Here is a 19368-nt window from a genome sequence, read left to right as displayed (position 1 = left end):
TCGCGGACTCGATACCCCGCGGAACCCGACGCCTCGCGTAACTCGATATCCCGCGGAACCCGGCGGCCCGCGGAATCCGATACCCCGCGGAACCTGACGCCGACGTCCTGCGGAGCCTGATGCCGAGGTCCCGACGTCCCGGCGAGCCCGCGCACACGGAGAGCAGCCCGGAGTGCCTTCCGCCCCCCCGCATCGCCCCCGCCCCCCCGCATCGCCCCCGCCTGACCGCTCGTACGCCGCCCCGCAGAAGCCCCGCACCCCGGAGCCCTTCGCACCTCCCCCTCACCCCTGACCCCTCACCCCTCCCGTCCCCTCCCGTCCCCTCCGGTCCCGCCCCACCCCGCCCCGCCCGCGTTGTGCCACGCTTGAGGCAGGAAACAGGTGAAAGGTGAACCAGGCGTGGGTGAACGGCGAGGGCGGACCCCCGGACGCTGGCGGAGCGCCGGACGGGCCCTGTTCCGGGTGATCACGGTCTGGGTGGTCTCCACGCTCACCCTGCTCGTCCTGGCCGCCCTCCTTCCCGACTTCCAGCTCCAGTCCGCCGACGGCGACAGCGTCACCAGGACCGCGCTCACCGCGGCCTGGTGCGCGGGCGCCTTCGGTCTGCTCGGGGCGCTGGTCTGGCCGCTGATCGTGCGGGCCCTGCTGCTCGTACCCGCCCTCGTGCTGGGCCTGTTGGTGTTCGTCCTCAACGGCTCGCTGCTGCTCGTCGCGCTCTGGCTGGTCCCCGACGGCAGGGGCGCCGCCGCGCCCGAGACCGCGGTCGTGGTCGCCGCCGTGATGTCCGCCGTCGCCTCGGCCACGGCCACCGCCCTCGCCGTCCGCGACGACGACGCCTACCGGCGCCGCCTCTACCGGCTCACCGACCGCAAGCGCCCCCGGATCGCGCGCGAGGGCGGCGCCGAACCCGTCCCCGGCACCGTCTTCCTCCAGCTCGACGGCGTCGGACATCACGTGCTGCGCGACGCCGTCGCCGACGGTCGGATGCCCACCGTGGCCGACTGGCTCGCGAGCACCCACACCCTCGTTCCCTGGCGCACCGACTGGTCCAGCCAGACCGGCGCCAGCCAGCTCGGCATCCTGCACGGTTCGAACGAGGACGTGCCCGCCTTCCGCTGGTACGAGAAGGACACCGGTCGGCTCATGGTGTCCAACCGGCCGGCGAGCGCCGTCGAACTCCAGCGCCGCGCCGTCGGGCGCACCGGCGACGGGGGGCTCCTCACCTTCGACGGGGCCTCACGGGGCAACCTGTTCAGCGGCGGCGCCGACCAGATCGCGCTCGTCCTGTCGATGGCCGCCCGCCGCGGCCGCCGCAACCGCTCGCGCGCCGGCTACTTCGCGTACTTCTCCGACCCCGCCAACGCCGTCCGTACGGCGGGCTCCTTCGTCGCCGAGGTCTTCCGCGAGCTCTTCCAGTCGACCCGGGCCCGGTTGCGCCGTGCCTCGCCGAGGGTCTCGCGCGGCGGTCTCTACCCCTTCGTGCGGGCCTTCGCCACCGTCGTCGAGCGGGACGTGGTGGTCGCGGCCGTGATGGGCGACATGCTGGCCGGCCGGACCGCCGTCTACGCCGACCTGGTCGCGTACGACGAGGTCGCCCACCACTCCGGGCCGCAGGGCCCCGACACGGACCAGGTCCTGGCGCGGCTCGACCGGGCGATCGCCCTGATCGCCGAGGTCGCCGAGCACGCGCCCCGCCCGTACCGGATCGTGCTCCTCTCCGACCACGGCCAGAGTCCGGGGGAGACCTTCGAGTCCGCCTACGGGCTGACGCTGCGCGACCTGGTGCGGGCCGGCTGCGGACTGCCGGTGCCGCGCCGGGTGCGCCGGACCCGCCGGGGGCGCCCCCGGACGGAGTCGGGGCAAGGCTCGGAGGCCAGGGACGCGGCACGCGACGCACTGCGCAGCGCGCTGCACCGACCCTTCGACACGGCGGCCGAGGAGGGGAAGGAGGGCGCGGAGGCCGCGGCCGTCGCGGCGGCCCGGGCGCCCGAGCCGGTGGTGCTCGCCTCCGGCAACCTCGGGCTCGTCTCCTTCCCCGGTGTGCCGCACCGGATGACGCGGGAGGAGATCGACCGGCTCCACCCGGCGCTCCTGCGCACCCTGGCGCACCATCCGGGCATCGGCTTCCTGCTCGTCGCGAGTGAGGAGCACGGCTCGGTCGTGCTCGCCCGCGACGGGGTCGAGGTGCCGGTCGCCGACCTCGCCGACGACGGGCCGCTCGCCGTCTTCGGCCCCGGCGCGGCCGCGTCCGTGCGGCGCACCGACGGCTTCCCGCACGTCGCCGACATCATGGTCAACTCGATGTACGACCCGGCGGCCGGCACCGTCCACGCCTTCGAGGAGCAGATCGGTTCGCACGGCGGACTGGGCGGCGAGCAGGGGCGCCCCTTCCTGCTCCGGCCCCGCGAGTTCGCCGCCCCGCCCGGGGACCTGGTGGGCGCCGAGCAGGTGCACCAGGTGCTGCGCGGCTGGCTCCGGGAGAGCGAGGGGCCGCAGGTGCCGCTGGAGATTTCTCCGCCGAAGAGTGATGCGGACGTGATTCTTCCGGTCGACGAGCCCGCCGTGCCGGACAAAAACGGGTGATTTGGAGCACCGTCTCAGCTTCTGGACCATGGGGGCGTTTGTTCGACGAGAGGCGCACCACCCCCCATGAGCACGGCCACCCCCGCACCCCGCACACCCGCACCCCGCACTCCCGCACCCCCCACACCTGCATCCCCCACCCCCGCGCCGAACGTCCCCGCGCCGAACGCCGCCGCGCCGAACGCCCCCGAACCGAAGGCTCCCGAACCGAAGGCTCCCGAACCCCACGCGGAGCCGGACCAGCAGCCCGGCAGGCACGCCAGGCGGTTCGGACTGCCGGTCGCGACCGCCCTCGTCATGGGCAACATCATCGGCGGCGGCATCTTCCTCCTCCCGGCCTCCGTCGCCCCCTTCGGCACCATCAGCCTCGTCGCCTTCGCCGTGCTCACCCTCGGCGCGATCGCCCTCGCCCTCGTCTTCGGCCGGCTCGCCCACCGCCTCCCGCAGACCGGCGGCCCCTACGTCTACGCCCGCGCCGCCTTCGGCGACTTCGCCGGCTTCCTGGCCGCCTGGTCGTACTGGATCACCGCCTGGGTCTCCAACGCGGCCCTCGCGGTCGCCGCCGTCGGCTATCTCGACGTCGTCGTCCCCGTCCACGAGTCCACGCCCCTCACCATCGCCGCCGCCCTCGCCTTCCAGTGGCTGCCCGGCCTCGCCAACCTGGCCGGCACCCGCTACGTCGGCGCGGTCCAGGTCGTCGCGACCGTACTCAAGTTCGTCCCGCTGCTCCTCGTCGCCGTCGGCGGGTTCTTCTTCTTCGACAGCGCCAACCTCGGGCCGTTCCAGGCGAGCGGCGGCAGCCCGCTCGGCGCGGTCTCGGCGTCCGCCGCGATCCTGCTCTTCAGCTATCTCGGCGTCGAGTCCGCCGCCGTCAGCGCCGGCGAGGTCCGCGACCCGCGCCGCAACGTCGGCCGCGCCACCGTCCTCGGCACCCTGGGCGCCGCCGCGCTCTACCTGCTCGGCACCCTGTCCGTCTTCGGCACCGTCGCCCACGACAAGCTGGTGACCTCCACGGCCCCGTTCTCCGACGCCACCGACATCATGTTCGGCGGCTCCTGGGGCGGCGTGGCCGTCGCCTGCATGGCCATGGTCAGCATCCTCGGCGCGCTCAACGGCTGGACCCTGCTCAGCGCCCAGGCCCCCTACGCCGCCGCCCGCGACGGCCTCTTCCCGAAGGTCTTCACCGTCAAGCGGCGCGGAGTCCCCACGGTCGGCGTCGTCGTCACCGTCGTACTCGCCTCGCTCCTGACGGTCTACAACTACACGGCCGGCACCCAGGGCGTCTTCGAGATGCTGGTCCTCGTCACCACCTTCACCGCCACCGTGCCGTACCTGCTCTCCACGGCCGCCCAGATCTACTTCCTGCTGTCCGGGCAGCGCGACAAGGTCTCCCGGGCCCGCCTCGTCCGCGACGGCGTGCTCGCCCTCGCCGCCTTCGGCTTCTCCCTCTGGCTGGTCGCCGGTTCCGGCTACGCCGCCGTCTACCAGGGCGTGCTGTTCCTCTTCGTCGGCGTCCTCGTCTACGCGGTGATGGCCGCCCGCAAGGGGCGCGCCGCCTGACACCGGGACGACCACCGACGCCGGGACACCCGGTGCGGTGAAAAGCGCTGCCGCGGCGTAGGCCGCCCGGGCGGATCTGCCGCCCCGGCGGCCTAGCGCGGTCCTCGCGGGGCAGTACGGATCTCCATGAGGCCCCTCGCCCGGTTCGCGCTCGCGGTGCTGCTCGTAGTCGCCGCGCTGCTCGGAGCGGGCGCCGGCGCGGGAACGCCGGGCGCCGAGGCCGAGCCGCGGCCCGTCTCCGCGGCCGCCGATCCGGGTGGGGAGACGCACGACGCCGCGGAGAGCGAGGCGACCGCGTCCGTCCGCGGGCTACGGCGTCCCGCGCCGCCGCGGGCCGCACACCGCGCCGCGCCCGCCGGCGACCCCGCCCCGGACTCCGTACCGTCCGCGCAGGGCGACGCTCCCCGGTCGGCGGTGATGCGGTGCTGAGAGGCCAGGCCCCTCCGCACCCTTCACCCCCCATCGCAAGGAGCTTCGCCATGCCCGTCGACCCCTACGCCGTCCTCCACGCCCTGCTGCGCGCCGAGGCCGCCCGCGAGCGCACCACCGAAGGACGCGCCGAGCGGGAACGTGCCACGGAACCGTCCGCCGGCCGCACCACGCCGGAGCGGTCCGCCGAACCGGAGCGACGGGCGGACTGACCGCCCGGATTCCAGCGCCTCCGGTACCGGGGGTCCCGGCCCGCGCCGGTTCCGCCGGTACCGGGGCTCCCGGCCCGCGAAGGGTTCCGCCGGTCGGCGGCTCCCCGGCCCGCCCGGGCCGGGACCCGGGCCGGGACCGGGGCCGAAGCCGGAGCCCCAGCCCGATCTCGGACCCCGGCCGAAGTCCGGGCCCAGGCCCAGGCCCAGGCCAGGCCCAGGCCCAGGCCCAGGCCCAGGCCCAGGCCCAGGTCCGGGTCCGGGCTCGGGTCCGGACCCGGACCTGGACGCGCTACCGAGCCCAGGCCGCGTCGCCCCCACCGGTCCCCGTCCCGACCCCGTCGCCCCACCGCTCCTCGCCCCGGCCTCGTAGCCGCACGGTCCCCGTCCCGGCCTCGTAGCCCCGCCGGCCCCCGTCCCGGCCTCATCGCTCCACCGCTCCCCGTCCCGGCCCCACCGCCAGGCACGACGACGTCATGCCGCGTGCGGAAGCTCCTCGGCGGGGGACGGTGCCACGGCGGCCCGGCGGCCGTGCGCCAGGACCAGGACGAGTACCCCGACCGCGAGCAGCGACAGCGCCAGCAGCGCCGGGAGGTGGGCGACCAGCGGGCCGGCGAAGAGGCAGCACACGCCGCCCACCAGGAGGGCGGCCGGGCGCGGCCCGCCGGCGCGCAGCACGATCGCCGCCGAGCCGAGCAGGAAGACGCCGACCCCGCCGGTCAGCGACCAGGCCACGGTGCCGTGCAGCGGCTCGGCCAGTCCGTAGTGACCGGTGTCCGCGACCTGAGTGAGCACCTTCTTCATGCCGAGCGCGCACAGCACCACGCCCGCCACCAGCGGCAGGTGCAGGAACGTGTACGCGTCCCGGGCGAACCGGGTCCGCTCGTCGCCCTCCAGCCCGGCGAGCCGGTGCTCGACGCCGGTACCGAAGCGGCGGAAGTACAGCGCCCACAGCGCGGCCGCCAGGAGCAGGCCCGCCCCGCAGGCCCCCATCACGGCGACGGTCAGCGGGAAGCCCTGCATGCCCACGCCCATGGCCACGATGGACTCGCCGAGCGCGATGATGACGATCAGTCCGTACCGCTCGGAGAAGTGCCCGGGCGCGTTGACCCGCCAGCCCGAGGAGCCGGTCACGAAGATCGCGCCGTAGTCCACGACCACCGCGCCCAGCCAGAACAGCAGCCGGGCCTTGCCGTCGTACGCGCAGCCCACCAGCAGCAGCACGAACGGCGGCAGCACGGACAGCAGCGCCGTTCGCAGCAGGACACGGTGGAGCACCGTGTCGCCGGGGCTGGCGAGGCGGTACGAGGTCAGGTGCAGCACCCGCACCACGCCGTAACTGAGCACGAACACCAGCGGCGCGGGCAGCCCGCCCGGCGCGTCGGCCAGGACCTCCGGCACCGCCAGCGACACCACGAACACCACGGCCATCACCGTGACGAGCACGCCGAACAGGGCGACCGAGTCGGCCCTCACGACATTGCCCAGCCACGAGAAGGCGCACCAGCACCACCACATCAGCGCGAGCACCGCCATCGCCCCGACCACCCGCACCGGCGACGGATCGGCCGCCATCAGCGCCGTCACCTGTGTGATCGCGTAGACGAAGACCAGGTCGAAGAACAGCTCAGCCGGTGTGACCTTGTGGTCGTCACCGGTCGCGACGAGATGCGACCGTCCCTTGCCCCCCACGGCAATTCCCCCTGAACGCACGGGCCGGCCTCATCCGGCCATCCAGGCGCGAACCCTACCCGGACGCGGCGCCCGGCCTGCCCCGATCGCCCTCACCCGGACGTACGCGCCTCCAGGGGCCCGGCCCCCGCCCTGGTCACAGCTGATGCGGAACCGCCCCGTCGCGATCAAACTGGGCAGGGTGACCAACCAACCGGCACCCGGTCCGGGGACCCGGGCCCAGGGGCAGGCGGCGCCACGGACGCCGAATCAGACGGTGGCCCTCGCGGCCATGATGTTCGCCGTGGCGATGACCTTCATCGACCAGACCATCGTGTCCATCGCCGCTCCGGACATCGTCCGCGAGCTGGGGCTCTCGAGCTCCGGCATGCAATGGGTCGTCAACGCCTATCTGCTGGCACTGGCGGCGTTCTTCGCGCTGGGCGGCCGGCTGGCGGACCTGTACGGCCCCCGGCGGATCGTCGTGATCGGCACCCTGGTGTTCGTCATCGCGTCGGTCCTGTGCGGCTGCGTTCCCGAGGGGGACTTCGCGCAGACCTGGCTCATCGTCTTCCGGGCCGTCCAGGGGCTCGGCGCGGCCCTGCTCTTCCCGGCCGCGCTGGCGGTGGTGGTGGCCGTGTTCCCCGTCGAACGGCGGGGCCGTGCCCTGGCCCTCTTCTTCGGGATCTCCGGCGCGCTGACCGCCGTCGGGCCGCTGCTCGGCGGCTGGCTCACCGCGTCGTGGACCTGGCGTGCCGTCTTCTGGATCAACGTGCCCGTGGCGGTCGTCGCCCTGATCCTGACGGCCATGGCGCACATCGCCGACCGGCCGCGCACGGGTTCGCTGGACGTGCCCGGAGCCGTCCTCATCGCCGTCGGCATGGGTCTGAGCGTCCTCGGGTTCCAGCAGGCGTGGTCCTGGGGCTGGGGCAGCTGGGCGACCTGGCTCTGCATCGTGGGCGGGCTGGTGGTGCTGGTCGTCTTCGTCCGCTACGAGCGCGGGGTCCGCCATCCACTCGTCGACCTGCGGGTGTTCAGGGACCGGGCGTTCACCGTGGACGTGGCGGTGCTGTTCTTCGCGATGCTCGCCTTCGTCCCGGTGTTCTTCTTCTCCTCCGTCTACGCCCAGGTGTCGCTGAGCGCCTCGCCCAACCAGGCGGCCCTGTTCCTCCTGTACTTCTTCGCGGGCTTCGCCCTCGCCTCCCAGTGGGGCGGCCGGATCCTCGACAAGCGGGGCGCCCGCCCGGCGTTGAAGCTCGGCACCATCCTCGGGGCCGTGGGCTTCGCCCTGTGGGCGAACGAGCTGACCAACCTGTCCATGCACGACCAGTGGCCGTACGCGGCCCTCGCCGGGGCGGGCATCGGCTTCATCCTCGCCCCGCCTCGACGGACGCCGTCAACCGTGCCATCGGCCCGTCGTACGGAGAGGTCACCGGCGTCACCCAGACGGTGCGCAACTACGCGGCGAGCGTGGGGATGGCCGTCTTCGGCACCCTCCTCACCCGGGCCATGACCGACAACGTGGTGAGCACCCTGGAGGCCCGCGGGGTCGCCCCCGGGGTGGCCCAGCAGGTCGCCCGGAGCATCACCGAGTCCGTGTCCGGGCACGGTGACTCCCGCCCGCCGACCGGGACGAGCCCGGCGGCGGAGGCGACGCGGGACGCCATGTCCTCCATCCAGATGGACTTCGCCCAGGCCAACCAGTGGGTGTTCTACGGCATGGCCGTAGCCCTGGGCCTCGGCTTCCTGTGCGCCGTGCGCCACCCGGGCGACCGGAGCGACGGCACCCGCGCGGAGCCCGCGACGGAGGACGGCACACCCCGCCCGACGACGAACCCGTAACCGGACGCCCGCCCCGCCCGCCTGAAGTCCTCCCCAGCGGGACCACTAGAGTCGCGGCATGGGGGCCATGGAGATCGAGGTCGATCCGCTGCCGTGCAGGTGGTGCAAGCGGTTGCTGGAACAACGCCGCTGGTGGGCACCGAAGCGGTTCTGCGGCCACTGGCACCGAGTGAAGTACCGGGTCATGCAGGTCCTGGGGCTCATCGCGGACATCCTGACCTAGGGCGGCGCACGAGCGGCCCGCGAGCGCCACCAGCCGCTTCGGCGGCCCCCGTGGACCTCACCTGCGGCCCGCCCCGATGGGCGATGACCCCGGGCCCGCCGGGCCCGGGGACCCCGCGCCCACTTTCGGTCGAGTCCGCCGGGCCCGCCTTCGGTCGAGTCCGCCGGCACCAGCCGGTCGAGGGCGGAGTCCTCGCCCAGCGGAGTCGGCGGCGAGTCCGAACCGCCCGCGCCCGCCTTCGGCCGAGTCCGCCGGGAGCCCCGCATTACCTCGCACGTAACTGGTCCGTGAATGCGTGACCCGCTTTGTGGCAGGTCACGCACGCTGTGCCAGGCGCGAGTCACTCACGGGGAGCCAAAGAGGGAGCCACCGCTAGTCTTTCCGCCCCTTGTCGGGCTTGAAGATCTCGTCCATGGCTTCCGCCCCCTCCGTGATCACGGGGCGAATCTGCTTCCGGTACACGGTCTCCGTGGTGGTCGTCCCGCTGTGGCCTACGAGTCTGGCGATGACCTCGATCGGCGTTCCGTGATCCGAGAGCAGGGACACGAAGCTGGTCCGGAGCTCCCGAGTGGTCCACCGGCTGGGTGCAGCGAAGCCGGCCTCCTTCAGGAGTGACCGAAGCTCTCGCAGTACGTTCGGCGAGTCCCGCTGCGATCCGTCGGAGTGAGGGAACACGAGCCGATCGTCTGACCACGGCTCTCCGCGGGCCGCGCACTCGTCCTGTTGGCGCTGTCGATGCTGGGCCAGGACGACGGCCGCGTGATGCGGCATGGTCAACGATCGCCTGCTCTTGCGCGTCTTTGTCTCGCCCCTCCTCCTGACGGAGCGCCACACGTCGATGTACGGCCGTTCATCGCCCTTGGTGTCGATGTGCACGTGAGCCCAGATGAGCGGTCGTTCCTCCTCGGTCCGAACCCCGACGAGCAAGGCGAGCACCACGTAGGCGTGAATCCACGTCCCTTGGCGGGTGTGGAGAAGAGCGTGGGCCTCCTCCAGCGTCAGTGACTTACTTGGACGCCCGTCTTTGCCCTGCGGCAGTTCGACGAACTCGGCTACGTTGCGGCCCACCTTTCCCTCGCGCTGGGCTTGTGCCAGAGATCGGCGCAGGATGGAACGGACTCGCTTCAGGCTCTCGTGAGCCAGCTCCGCGGACTTCGCCGTCAGCCACTCGTCGACTTCTTCGGGCGAGAGTTCATGTACCTTCGCCTTCCCCAAGTCGGGGATGACGTGATTGGACGCAAGGCTGCGATAGACCTTGACGCTGTTCTCGTCCCGGCCGCGCAGACCTCGTTCGAGCCAGCTGGTAACCGCGTCCTCGACGGTGTTCCGCGCGGACGTGCGAATGCCGCCTTCCAGCTCCCGCCTGAGCGTCCGCAGCTTGCTGCGTACCTCCGTCTTCGTCTTGCCTGAGACCTTCGGACGTCGCCGCGTTCCGTCCGGTCCGAAGCCCAGAGAGATGGCGCCGATGTACCGGTTCTTGGAGCTGTCCCAGTAAATCGAGTCCTCGCCGTTTCCTGCCTTCTTACGCGGCGCGGGTTCGTTGGTGGACATGGTCTACGTGGCCTTTCAATGCCAGGAGGCCGCACCGGAAGGGTGCGGCCTCGCTCTACGGGTCTCGTGCTCAGGCGGCGTCGGATTCGCGCTTCAGCATCTCGATGTACTCCTCGATGTACTCCGTCGGTACGAGGCGCCGGCGACCGACGCGTACGGTCCGGAGGCGTCCGAGGCGGATCTGCTCCCACACGGTGGTGCGCTCGAAGCCGAGGACATACGCGGCGTCGGAGACGGAGTGGAGGCGCCGCTGAAGCGGGACGACGACTGTAGGCGGAGGTGTGGTGGCGGTTGCCCTCGTGGAGTGGGTGATCTGGAGCTCCGCAGAGACATCGGTGAGCGGGCGCATCGCGTGGCCTTTCGGCGTCGGAGCCATGGGGACTGTCCCTTCGGCGCTTCTCGCGGGTCTTTGTGTGTCCGAGGTCGGGATTTCTGCGTCATCGCGTCATTGGCGTCACCCAGCCGTCTGACCTGCGGCTTTAGGTGACGTGAAGGTTCTGGGCCTGTGTCACCGGTGACACAGGCTGTTCGTCGCGGGTGACGCGGGTGACGCGGGTGACGCGGAATGACGCAGACTTTCGCGTCTGCGTCACCGCCATTGCGGCAGGTCAGATGCCGTTTCCGGCCGTCAATGACACAGGTGACGCAGCGTTTCTCTCTTAGGAAAAAGAGTGGGTGGTGTGTGTGGTTGTGCGTGCCTCAGGGCGTGAAGAGGGAGCCGCTGCGCGGCACGTTCTTTGCAGCGGCGGCAAGCCGCCGAAGAACAAGAGGAGCACCGCCTCCCGTGGGGGGCCGTGCTCCTTTTGCTTGTGCGGCGGCCCGTGCGGCGCGCGGTCTAGAACATCCCGCGCTGCTCGCTGGGCGAGGGCTGCGGGGGTCGGGTCATCTCGATGTAGCGGGCGGTCTTGGTGCGGCCCCAGTCGACGTTGACGCCGCGGGCGGCCAGGACGGGCTGGAGGCGCTTGAGACGGTCGGAGAGGACTTTGCCGGTGGTCGGCCATCCCTTGGGTGTGACGCGCAGGCCGTCGCCCGTGTGGAGCTGGGTGAGGCAGTGCAGCCACTCGGACGATGTCATCCGCACGTCGGCCCCGGGCTCGATGCCGGTGGCGTAGCCGAGGACGGTCTGTGCGAGCACGTCGCCCTCGATGACGTCGTCGTTGAGGTCGTCCAGGCTGGCCCGGTAGGCGTCCAGGGCGCCGAAGCCGGTGGCCGTGTCGAGTTGGGCGCACAGGTGGGCGAAGTCGGCCATGCGCAGGTCGGTGGGGATCTGGGCCTGGGCGGCGCGGACCTTAACGGTGAGGTCGAGCAGCGAGCCGAGGATGATCGGCAGGATCTCTTCGAACTCGGCCCACAGCTCCGCCTCGGTGCGCCGGATGAGGGGCCGTTCGAGGCGGAGGGGGAGGAGGCGTTCGGCGAGGTCGGGGCGGATGACGCCGACGTCGATGCCGGTCAGAAGCAGGGGCTTGCGGTAGCGGGAGCGGACGACGTCGCCGTCGGTGAACAGGGCGCGCTTGATGGTCTCGGCTCCGGTGACGATGCAGCACATGAGGTCGGAGAGGTCCGGGCCGAGGTGGGAGAGGTTGTCGAGTGCGGTGACCCATCCGGCGGCGACGGCCGCGATGAGGTTCTCTTCGTCCTTCGGGGCGCGTCGGAGGTCGCTGCTCATGCCCTCGATGATCCGCAGGAGCATCCGGGCGCCGGTGGACTTGCCGGCGCCCTGGGGGCCGGTGAGGAACGGGGCGGGGACGGGCACGGACGGGCCCAGGCAGCCGATGAGCCAGGCGATGGCGAGGCTTTCGGTCTGGGCGTTGGCGAAGTTGCACAGCCGCATCAGGAGGTCGATGCCCTTGCCGTCGGTGTCCTTGGCCGGGAGGGGGAGTTCGCCGGTGAGCTGGGTGCGGCGCCAGCACACCTCGGCGGGGTCGGGGGTGAGGATGTCCCAGCCGGTGGGGTGGATGCGGACGGACTTGCCGTCGTTGCGGCCGAGGTCGAGCCAGGTCGCGCCGTCGAATCCGGGGGCGATGCGGATGTGGACGGGCTGTACCTGCTCGGTGATGGCCAGTGCCTCGATCAAGTCGAGTGCCTCCTTGAGTGCGGTTCCGTTGAAGACGCCGTAGCCGTCCTTGAACAGGCCGACGATGAGTTCCTGGCGGTGGCTGCCGGTGGTTCCCTGGGAGCGGATGGGGCGGGCGACGGGGTGGCCGTTGCGCTGGGCGTAGACGGTGCCGTCGGCGGTGCGGAAGTACCGGAAGTGGGCCTGGGCGTAGTTGGAGATGACTTCGCGGGCGGGGTTCTTCTCGTCCTCGGACATGTCACATCCCCAGCGCGGTTTGGGCGTTGGTCCAGGCGTCGGTGCAGTGGCGGGGTGATTCCCCCTTCGTCTGCGCGGCGGTGAACAGTCGACCGATGTGGGCCTCGGTGAGGCAGCCGCACCGGCCGTGCGCGGACAGCACCGCCAGGAACGTCCGGTACACCGTGGTGTGGATGGCGGTGTCCGCGTCCGTGATGCGCTGCTCGGCCATGGCGATGCCGCGTTCCAGGTAGGCGGGCGAGCGGTGGGGGCAGTGCCCGCTTCCGGCCGGCGCGGGTACCGGGACGGTGAGCGGCTGGGGTCGCGCCGGCGTCTTGTCGAGCAGGGCCCGGACGGCCGGGGGCAGGGCCGCCATGGTGCCGGTGCCGGGGCCGAGCCATCGGGCGTAGGACATGGACGACTTGATGTCCACGCCCGCCCGCACCCCGTTGGCGGACCGCATCGCCCCCTGGTAGATCCAGTGCTCGCCCCGCGTCGTGGCGACGGTGCGAGTCGCGGGCAGCGTCGCGTGGGCCCACGCGATCGCGTCGGTGTCGTCCAGGTCGACGATGGTGACCCTGGCGGCGCCCGGGTGGTAGGCGACGGCTCCCGCGCGGGCCCAGGCGGCCGCCCAGGGGCGGGAGGACAGCACGTTGGGGTTGGTAGTGGCAGCGGCCCAGGCGTGGCAGGGGCGCGGGCACGTGCAGGGTCCGGGGGTCTTCATGTTTGGCCGGCCGCCGCAGCGGTTGTCCCGGCAGTCGGGGCAGTTGCTGAAGGGGCGCTTGTCGGCGCGGAGTGGCAGGACGGGCAGGCCGCCGGCGGCGAGGGTGAGTGCGGTGGCGAGGGTGCTGTGCTCTCGCCGGATTAGGGCGGGATGGGTCATGCTGGAGACCTCCACAGGTCTGTCGGGATCTGGGGATGAGGGCGGTCCCAGGCTTTGGCGAGACGGGGGCCGCCCTCGGCGTTTACAGGTTGGGGATGGCCTGGATGACGGCCTGGGCGAGGTTGTTGATGGGTTCGGCGGCGCCGGTGGAGGCGAGGAAGAAGCCGAATCCGGCGGCGGTGAAGGCGCCGCCGTAGCTGAGGCTGTTGGAGCGCAGGAGGAAGAACAGGACGAGTCCGAACAGGGCGACGAGCGAGACCGTGATGGCCATGCTGAAACTCCCTTGAACCGTGGGCGGGGTGGGTGGGTAGGGTGCGGGGGTCCCGGGTGCTGACAAGCTCGGGGCCTGGCCGACGGCGCGTCCGCCTAGCTCCTCCACTGGGGCGGGGCACGTCTCATGACGGGTGCCGTCGGCCGCTTCGTGTCTTCGTTCAGCGGGTGCCGGCGTGGTGGATGGCGCGGCTGTGGTTGTGGAGGCGGCGGCCGATGCGGAGGCGTTTGCCGTGGCCCTTGCAGCGGCGGCACGTCTTGGCCCGCTTGGGGCGGCCCTTGCGGTCGAGGATGAGCTTGGCGCCGACGCCGCGGCACTTGCGGCAGGTCCCGAACGGCGACGCCGCACACAACGCTGCGTAACCGGCGAGAGTGAGCAGGGCGAGAAGGCTAGCGATGGCCATGAGCGGGTCTCGTCCCTTCAAGGGGGCGGTTTCCAGGGGTTCTCGCAGGTGGGCCGCTAGACGCTAGTTCACTGGTCAGCGGCCCGATAGGGCGCTAGCGCGGGTGCTAGACCTAGCAGGCGCGGGTGCTAGGTCTAGCAGTGCTGCTGGGTCAGGCCGCAGCCCGTTCCGCCTTACGCTGCGTGATGGCGGCGGTGAGGGCGGTGCGGTCGACGCCGCGTCGGTTGGCGCCCTTGCCGTCGTCGGTGGTGCCCCAGACCTGGCCGGTCTTGATGCCGAACGGCTTGAGTGCGGCGGTGACGTTCTCGCCCTTCCACCCGGCGTAGGTGTCGGGCCGCAGCTCGGTCAGGCGGGCGGCGATCCGCTCGCACCACACGGCCTTCTCGTCCTCGGCGATGACGTCCAGGACGTCGGCGAGGACGTCGGTGCCTGCGGTCTTGTCGGGGCCCTTGCCGATGGCGTGGCCGGTGACGTTGCCGTACTCCTCGCGGGCCTGGCGGGCGCGGGCGACGACCTGCTCGGCGGCGACGGCGTCGACGAAGGCGGAGGCGACGATGCGGGGGTCGTCGCCCTCGCCGGCCATCCAGCAGATGCCGCGGTCGGAGCGGGAGAACATCGTGGCCCGGTATCCGGCCTTGTAGGCGCCGGTGCCGAGGACCATGTCGTTGGCGGTGTGGCCCATGACCTTGAGGCAGAACCGCAGGACGGCGTTGGCGGAGATGCCGGTCGGCAGAGACTTGGCGTCGGGACGCTGGGTGCCGAACATGCCGACGATGCCCAGCGCGGGGCCGCGCTTGGTGATGTCGACGCAGATCTCCTCGATCTCTGCCCCGTACTCGTCGTGCTCGAAGGGGACCTGGCACTCGTCGAACCCGACGACGATCGGGTGCAGCCCCAGCGACCGGTCTCCCGCGAGCGCGGGGGTGACCTTCGACTCCGGGCAGCGGGAGCGGGGCAGGGACTTGATGACCTTTGCCCTGCGGCGTAGTTCCTCGCGCAGCTCCCGCAGTGAGGCGACGACGTATTCGATGTCGTCGTCGTCTTCGCCTGCGCGGTAGCGGTGGCAGACCGGTTCCAGGGCGCCGAAGTCGCCGGTGCCCTTGAAGTCGTACGCGTGAATCTCCGCGCGCGGGTCCAGGGCGGCGATCAGCAGGAGCAGCCGCATGAGGAACGTCTTGCCCATGCGAGGGATGGAGCCGACGACGACCGAGGCGAACATCAGCGTCACCGCCACGTCGCGCATGCGCTGGTCGTTGCCGAACACGACCGGCTTGAACAGGTTGACCGTGCCCGACTTCAGCAACGGCCAGGCGGGCTTGGTCGTCTCGTTCATCGGCTTGTCCCCGACCCACAGGATCAGGCGGCCCTCATGCTCCGTCGGATCCGGCGACGGCCACACGCACCCGGTCTTGCGCCGCAGACCGGAGGCGAGGGGCTTGCGGGCGTCCATGATGTCCTCGGGCGTCACGCCGTAGGGCAGGTCCAGGTCGGCCCGGTATCCGGGCCCGTCCCGCACGATCTCGGAGACGAATCGCATCCCGTTCATGTCGCCGCCCTTCTTGATGGCGGCGGAGATCTTCGCGTTGCCGATCGAGTCCAGCCCGCGCAGCACGATCGAACCGGTGAGCTTCTGCACCTCCGTCTTCAGCACGGCCGGGCCGACGACGGGGGCGTCGGGCTGCTGGCCGGCGAGGCCGAGCAGCAGCACCCCGCCCGTGGCGAACACGTAGAGATAGGCGGGGGCGACGACGTACAGCCACAGGGCGAAGCCGACGCCGAAGACGGCCGCCACGAGGGTGACGAGACCGCGCAGCCGGATGCGGCCGGCCCGCAGCTTCGCCAGGCGCATGTATTCCTCGACGTCCTCGGTCCGCACCGCGTAGTCCCGCAGCGGGGCCGCCTCCCGGTCCCACACCCAGCGGTTGGTGGAGGTGACGAACCGGCAGGCACCCCGCGGCGACATCAGCGCCAGGCGCCCGGCGTACACCGGGACGCGGGCCCCGTGGTAGAGGGCGGCGTAGCCGATGTTGGCGCCGGTGTGGCGGGCGGTGGCGAGTAAGTCGCGCCGGTTGGTCAGCCAGGACGCGAGGATCGGCTTGCGCTTCTCGATCGTCACCTTCGGGTCGGGCAAGTTCGGGTTGTCCACCGGCATCGGGGCGGCGGGCGTCTCGTCGTCGTGCTCGATGTCGGGTACCGGCCGCAGGTGCGCGGCCGTGGGGGTCTCGGTCATGCTGGTCTCTCCTGCTGCTCGAAAGAGTGGGAAACAGGGCCCGGGGCGGTCGGATTGCTTGGCGGCTGTCGGCCGCCCCGGGGCACCGCTACTTGCGGCCGTTCCTGGCGTTCTTCTCGGCGCGCTTGCGGGCGCCGTCGATGATGCGGTCGATCCGGCGCTCCAGGTCGCCCTGATAGACCGTCTCGCTCGCGATCGACCGCTTCGCCATGCGAGCGACGGTCCACGCGACCCGGGCGTGCTCACCGGCGGTGAGACTGGGGTAGTTCGGGTCCTGCTGCTCGTTCTTCTTGCTGGCCACGACGGGTCCCTTCCGGGGCCGGACTGTCCGGCTCCCCTCACCGCCCGCAGGTCTCGGGCGGATCGGGCAGCCGTCAGCGACCGCGCTTACGCGTCCGGACGAGCGTCTTGGCCGTGGCCCGGCCGTCCGGGCCGCCGATGGACTTCACGACCGTGTGGACGCCCCAGGCCAGGATCAGGGCGAGGAACGCGAGCATGGCCAGGTTCGCGGCCATCGCGGTGAGCGCGCCGACGAGCAGGGGGCCGAAGTAGACCCCGGCCGCGACCGCACCGGCGCCCACCCCGGAACCGAGCGCGATGCGCTGCACCGTCCGGTCCGGCGGGGCCTGATGAATGTGCTGGTGGATGACCTGCGGCGCGCCCGCCTGGTGGAGCGCGGGCAGGTGGTCGGCGTAGGTGTAGGTACCGTCCGGGAGCTGAACGACCCGGACCGATTCGGGGGACTGGTTCACGGTTCGTGTCCTTTCTGGCTGGTCAGGCCGTAGCCCGCTCGGCCTTGAGGGTGTCGCGCAGCCACCGGCCGTTCACCGGGGACGTGTGCAGTTCCTTGCGGATCCGGTCAGCCGTCAGATGGTCGACCGGCCACGACTCGGTGAACTGCCGTGCCTCGGCTAACAGCTCATCCTTCGTGCGGCGGGGTTGGGTCGACCTCGCCGCATCCGGCACCCGGCGGGTGATCCGGGCCGGGGTCGACTTCGCGGCGGCGACCACACGCGCCACGGTGGGCGAGGTGGACTCGTCCTCGTCGAACAGGTCGTAGGAGTCGGGGGCCGCCGAAGCGGGCTCCAGGGCAGGTACGGCCTGGTCAGAGGTAGACCGTTCCACGCGGGTCTGGGTCGATTCCTCCATATTCGCTGGGTGGATCGGTCGGGTAGAGGGGTCGACCTCCAGCTCCACGGTCATCCCGCCGGTACGGGCGGGAAGCTCCGGATCGGTCGGGGTGGCGGTGGTCATGGCGTACATGGCGGCGAGGGCCGCTTCGGCGCCGTCGGTGAGCTGGGTCCGCTGGACATCGAGCAGCCGCTCGCCGAGGGCGAGGTCTCCGGAGCCGACCCGCTTGGCGAGCTTCCAGGATTCCAACTCAGCCTTCTTGCGAACCTTCTCCACGGGGTGGTTGGCGGCCATGGCCCGGTGATACGCGAGGGCCTGGACGACCTCGGCCGCGCGACGTTCAGCCTCAGCGTCGCGGCCGTCGCGGTAGACGACGATCCGGCGGGCCAGGAACGCGGCGCCCTCGGCCGATGCGGTCATGCCGAGCGGAGTCAGTGCGTAGATGACGACCTCGCCCGGGGTCTTGGCGGCCATGGCGGACATGGCGGCCGCGGCGGCGGGCAGGGCCCACAGCCCCGCCCGGATCACCCGCGGCGCGGACTGTCCCAGCAGGGTCAGGCCGAGCAGCACGACGGCGAGGACGGCGGTGGCGCCCTCGCCGGCCGCGACCGCGCCGACCGCCGTGCCGGCGCCGTAGGCGGCCTTGATGTTGGTGAAGGTGCCGGCCGCGCCTGCGCCGCCGGTGGCGAGCATCGGCACGAACGCGAGACCGAGGACGGTCTTCTGCACCCGGCTGAGCGGCTTACCGGTGGCGTTCACCGGAACCACCCCCGCTTCTTCGGCTCCTCGGTGAAGGTGGCGTAGTCGCCGGGCGGATAGACGTAGACGCTCAGCGCGCCCTCGGCCGCGACGGCCGCCGCGCCGAGGAGAGAGATGCCGGCAGCGGCGGCCGTGGAGTGGTCGGCGGCGATGTCGGCGAGGCCGGCCGAGGCCTGCGTGGCGCGGCGCGCCAGGTTCGGCGTGCCGTCCGGGTCGGTCATGTTGCGGATCGCGTAGTCGCGGACCTTGTCGCGCAGACCCATCAGGCCACCGCCCCAGTGCCGGTACGGTCCTGCTCGCTGGGCTCGAAGGGGGTGTAGGTGACGGGGTGGTCCGCGGTGTGGCGGCGGAGGTACGCGGTGGTGTGGTTCAGCGCCCCGGAGTCGGGGTGCTGGAGCAGGACCGAGACGGCCACCCACACGTTCGTCGCACGGTCAATGAGCAGCCGGTGGAACTTGTGGTCGTCGCCCTCGCGGATCGACGGGACCGGGAGGTCCAGGGCGTCCGCGATCGCGCCCAGCAGCTCCGTGACGTCGCCGCGCAGCTCGGTGTTCTCGCTCATGCGGCACCGCCCGCCTGCGCCAGGCCGGCGCGGTTGGTCAGGTCCCGGCGGGCCGCCATGACCCGGTTGCGGGCCCGGCGGATGCGCTGGTGGTCCAGTTCGTTGGCCGGACGGTCGATGGTCATGATCTGCGCGTCGAGCAGGTCGACCTCCGCCAGGATCAGCGGAAGCTCCTGCTCGATCGCGTCCAGCTCCGCGTCCGACGGCTCGCCGTCGAACGGGGTGGCCGTAACAACGGCCTGAAGTGCAGCGATGGACTTCATTGGGTGTGTTCCTCTCAGACAGGAACGGCCCGAACCGAACCCCCGGAGTTGGCGCTCCGGGGGTTCTCGCCGTTGGAACCATCCGGCTCCCCTCAGCCCCGCCCGTACGACACCCCGCGAAGGGCCCGGACGGGCGGAGGAGGCAACCGGCCGCAGCCGAACGGCTGCGGATGGGCTGAGCGCGCGGACCTGTGCCGCGCCGGCCGCCTTGTTGGTCCTAAGGACAGGCGGCAAACCCTCGTCACGCTGTTCAGTTCTCAAGGGGCAGGCGCTTCCTTCGAGCCGTTTCACCGGCCTCCGGGCGCTGTCGTGCAGCACTTCAATCGAGCCCAAGCTCGATTAGGTACATGTATTACCTGTTCCTCATCATGGGGCGACGGATTCGCATCGTCAAGTCCCTTGGTTCTTTGAGGCTCTGCGAGTCCGTCCCGCTCGATGTGTCTAGCTTGGCTTGATCAGCGCAGACGATGGACTCCGCGCATGTACGGCTCCCAGACGACTTCGCTAC

General features: G+C 71.7%; 19 protein-coding genes and 1 pseudogene. 6 read left to right on the top strand and 14 right to left on the bottom strand.

The annotated features are described in order from the left end of the window. Positions 1–399: 399 nt before the first annotated feature. The 4 genes from ACIRQF_RS06640 (at position 400) to ACIRQF_RS06625 (ending at position 4784) form a co-directional block, all read left to right on the top strand. A complete protein-coding gene (locus tag ACIRQF_RS06640) occupies positions 400–2583 on the top strand; it encodes a phage holin family protein (RefSeq protein WP_404089374.1) in 2184 nt (727 codons plus the stop codon). A 66-nt stretch (positions 2584–2649) separates the two neighbouring features. Further along, a complete protein-coding gene (locus ACIRQF_RS06635) occupies positions 2650–4143 on the top strand; it encodes an amino acid permease (protein WP_404089372.1) in 1494 nt (497 codons plus the stop codon). A gap of 126 nt (positions 4144–4269) precedes the next feature. Continuing rightward, positions 4270–4572: a hypothetical protein gene (locus ACIRQF_RS06630; protein WP_376633311.1), complete on the top strand. Its 303-nt coding sequence runs from the start codon at positions 4270–4272 to the stop codon at positions 4570–4572. A gap of 50 nt (positions 4573–4622) precedes the next feature. Continuing rightward, positions 4623–4784, top strand: coding sequence for a hypothetical protein (locus ACIRQF_RS06625; RefSeq protein WP_382483273.1), 162 nt, complete (start codon positions 4623–4625; stop codon positions 4782–4784). A gap of 471 nt (positions 4785–5255) precedes the next feature. Here ACIRQF_RS06625 and ACIRQF_RS06620 read toward each other — a convergent pair whose 3' ends face one another. Next, the gene (locus tag ACIRQF_RS06620; RefSeq protein WP_404089369.1) at positions 5256–6473 is read right to left on the bottom strand and encodes a low temperature requirement protein A; all 1218 of its coding nucleotides are present in this window, start codon (positions 6471–6473) and stop codon (positions 5256–5258) included. A 271-nt stretch (positions 6474–6744) separates the two neighbouring features. Between ACIRQF_RS06620 and ACIRQF_RS06615 the strand changes: the two are divergent. Both ACIRQF_RS06615 and ACIRQF_RS06610 read left to right on the top strand, forming a co-directional pair. Beyond that, positions 6745–8294: pseudogene (locus tag ACIRQF_RS06615) on the top strand (MFS transporter). Between the two features lie 58 nt (positions 8295–8352). Next, the gene (locus tag ACIRQF_RS06610; protein WP_404089367.1) at positions 8353–8517 is read left to right on the top strand and encodes a hypothetical protein; all 165 of its coding nucleotides are present in this window, start codon (positions 8353–8355) and stop codon (positions 8515–8517) included. Between the two features lie 372 nt (positions 8518–8889). Here ACIRQF_RS06610 and ACIRQF_RS06605 read toward each other — a convergent pair whose 3' ends face one another. The 13 genes from ACIRQF_RS06605 to ACIRQF_RS06545 form a co-directional block, all read right to left on the bottom strand. Next, the gene (locus ACIRQF_RS06605) at positions 8890–10068 is read right to left on the bottom strand and encodes a tyrosine-type recombinase/integrase (protein ID WP_404089365.1); all 1179 of its coding nucleotides are present in this window, start codon (positions 10066–10068) and stop codon (positions 8890–8892) included. 70 nt (positions 10069–10138) lie between these two features. Beyond that, positions 10139–10444 carry a helix-turn-helix domain-containing protein gene (locus ACIRQF_RS06600; protein ID WP_404089363.1) on the bottom strand — a complete coding sequence of 102 codons (306 nt, stop codon included), beginning with the start codon at positions 10442–10444 and terminating at the stop codon, positions 10139–10141. 459 nt (positions 10445–10903) lie between these two features. Next, positions 10904–12379, bottom strand: a complete 1476-nt coding sequence (locus ACIRQF_RS06595) for an ATP-binding protein (protein ID WP_404089361.1) — start codon at positions 12377–12379, stop codon at positions 10904–10906. A 1-nt stretch (position 12380) separates the two neighbouring features. Next, the gene (locus ACIRQF_RS06590) at positions 12381–13241 is read right to left on the bottom strand and encodes a DNA primase (protein ID WP_404089359.1); all 861 of its coding nucleotides are present in this window, start codon (positions 13239–13241) and stop codon (positions 12381–12383) included. Between the two features lie 82 nt (positions 13242–13323). Further along, complete coding sequence (locus tag ACIRQF_RS06585) at positions 13324–13512, bottom strand: hypothetical protein (RefSeq protein WP_404089357.1); 189 nt, start codon at positions 13510–13512, stop codon at positions 13324–13326. 160 nt (positions 13513–13672) lie between these two features. Then, positions 13673–13915 (bottom strand): hypothetical protein, encoded by a 243-nt coding sequence (locus tag ACIRQF_RS06580; RefSeq protein WP_404089355.1) that lies wholly within the window; start codon positions 13913–13915, stop codon positions 13673–13675. A 151-nt stretch (positions 13916–14066) separates the two neighbouring features. Next, a complete protein-coding gene (locus tag ACIRQF_RS06575) occupies positions 14067–16145 on the bottom strand; it encodes a cell division protein FtsK (RefSeq protein ID WP_404089353.1) in 2079 nt (692 codons plus the stop codon). Between the two features lie 88 nt (positions 16146–16233). Further along, entirely contained in the window at positions 16234–16446 is a 213-nt protein-coding gene (locus tag ACIRQF_RS06570) for a DUF6257 family protein (protein WP_404089351.1), read from the bottom strand. A 73-nt stretch (positions 16447–16519) separates the two neighbouring features. Then, positions 16520–16897 (bottom strand): DUF6251 family protein, encoded by a 378-nt coding sequence (locus tag ACIRQF_RS06565; protein WP_404089349.1) that lies wholly within the window; start codon positions 16895–16897, stop codon positions 16520–16522. A gap of 22 nt (positions 16898–16919) precedes the next feature. Continuing rightward, complete coding sequence (locus tag ACIRQF_RS06560; RefSeq protein ID WP_404089347.1) at positions 16920–18035, bottom strand: conjugal transfer protein; 1116 nt, start codon at positions 18033–18035, stop codon at positions 16920–16922. Next, positions 18032–18298 carry a hypothetical protein gene (locus ACIRQF_RS06555; protein ID WP_404089345.1) on the bottom strand — a complete coding sequence of 89 codons (267 nt, stop codon included), beginning with the start codon at positions 18296–18298 and terminating at the stop codon, positions 18032–18034. Before ACIRQF_RS06555 ends, ACIRQF_RS06560 begins: the two co-directional genes overlap by 4 nt. Beyond that, positions 18298–18597: a hypothetical protein gene (locus ACIRQF_RS06550; protein WP_404089343.1), complete on the bottom strand. Its 300-nt coding sequence runs from the start codon at positions 18595–18597 to the stop codon at positions 18298–18300. The genes ACIRQF_RS06555 and ACIRQF_RS06550 overlap by 1 nt, the downstream gene beginning before the upstream one ends. After that, on the bottom strand, positions 18594–18860 hold the full coding sequence (locus ACIRQF_RS06545; protein ID WP_404089341.1) for a DUF6284 family protein: 267 nt from the start codon (positions 18858–18860) through the stop codon (positions 18594–18596). Before ACIRQF_RS06545 ends, ACIRQF_RS06550 begins: the two co-directional genes overlap by 4 nt. Between the last annotated feature and the right edge of the window lie 508 nt (positions 18861–19368).

The organism is Streptomyces sp. NPDC101191 (genome assembly GCF_044767915.1).
In the GTDB taxonomy this organism is placed as follows: Bacteria; Actinomycetota; Actinomycetes; order Streptomycetales; family Streptomycetaceae; genus Streptomyces.
Note: the sequence above shows the minus strand (reverse complement) of the source record. Positions and strands in the feature narration are given on the sequence as shown.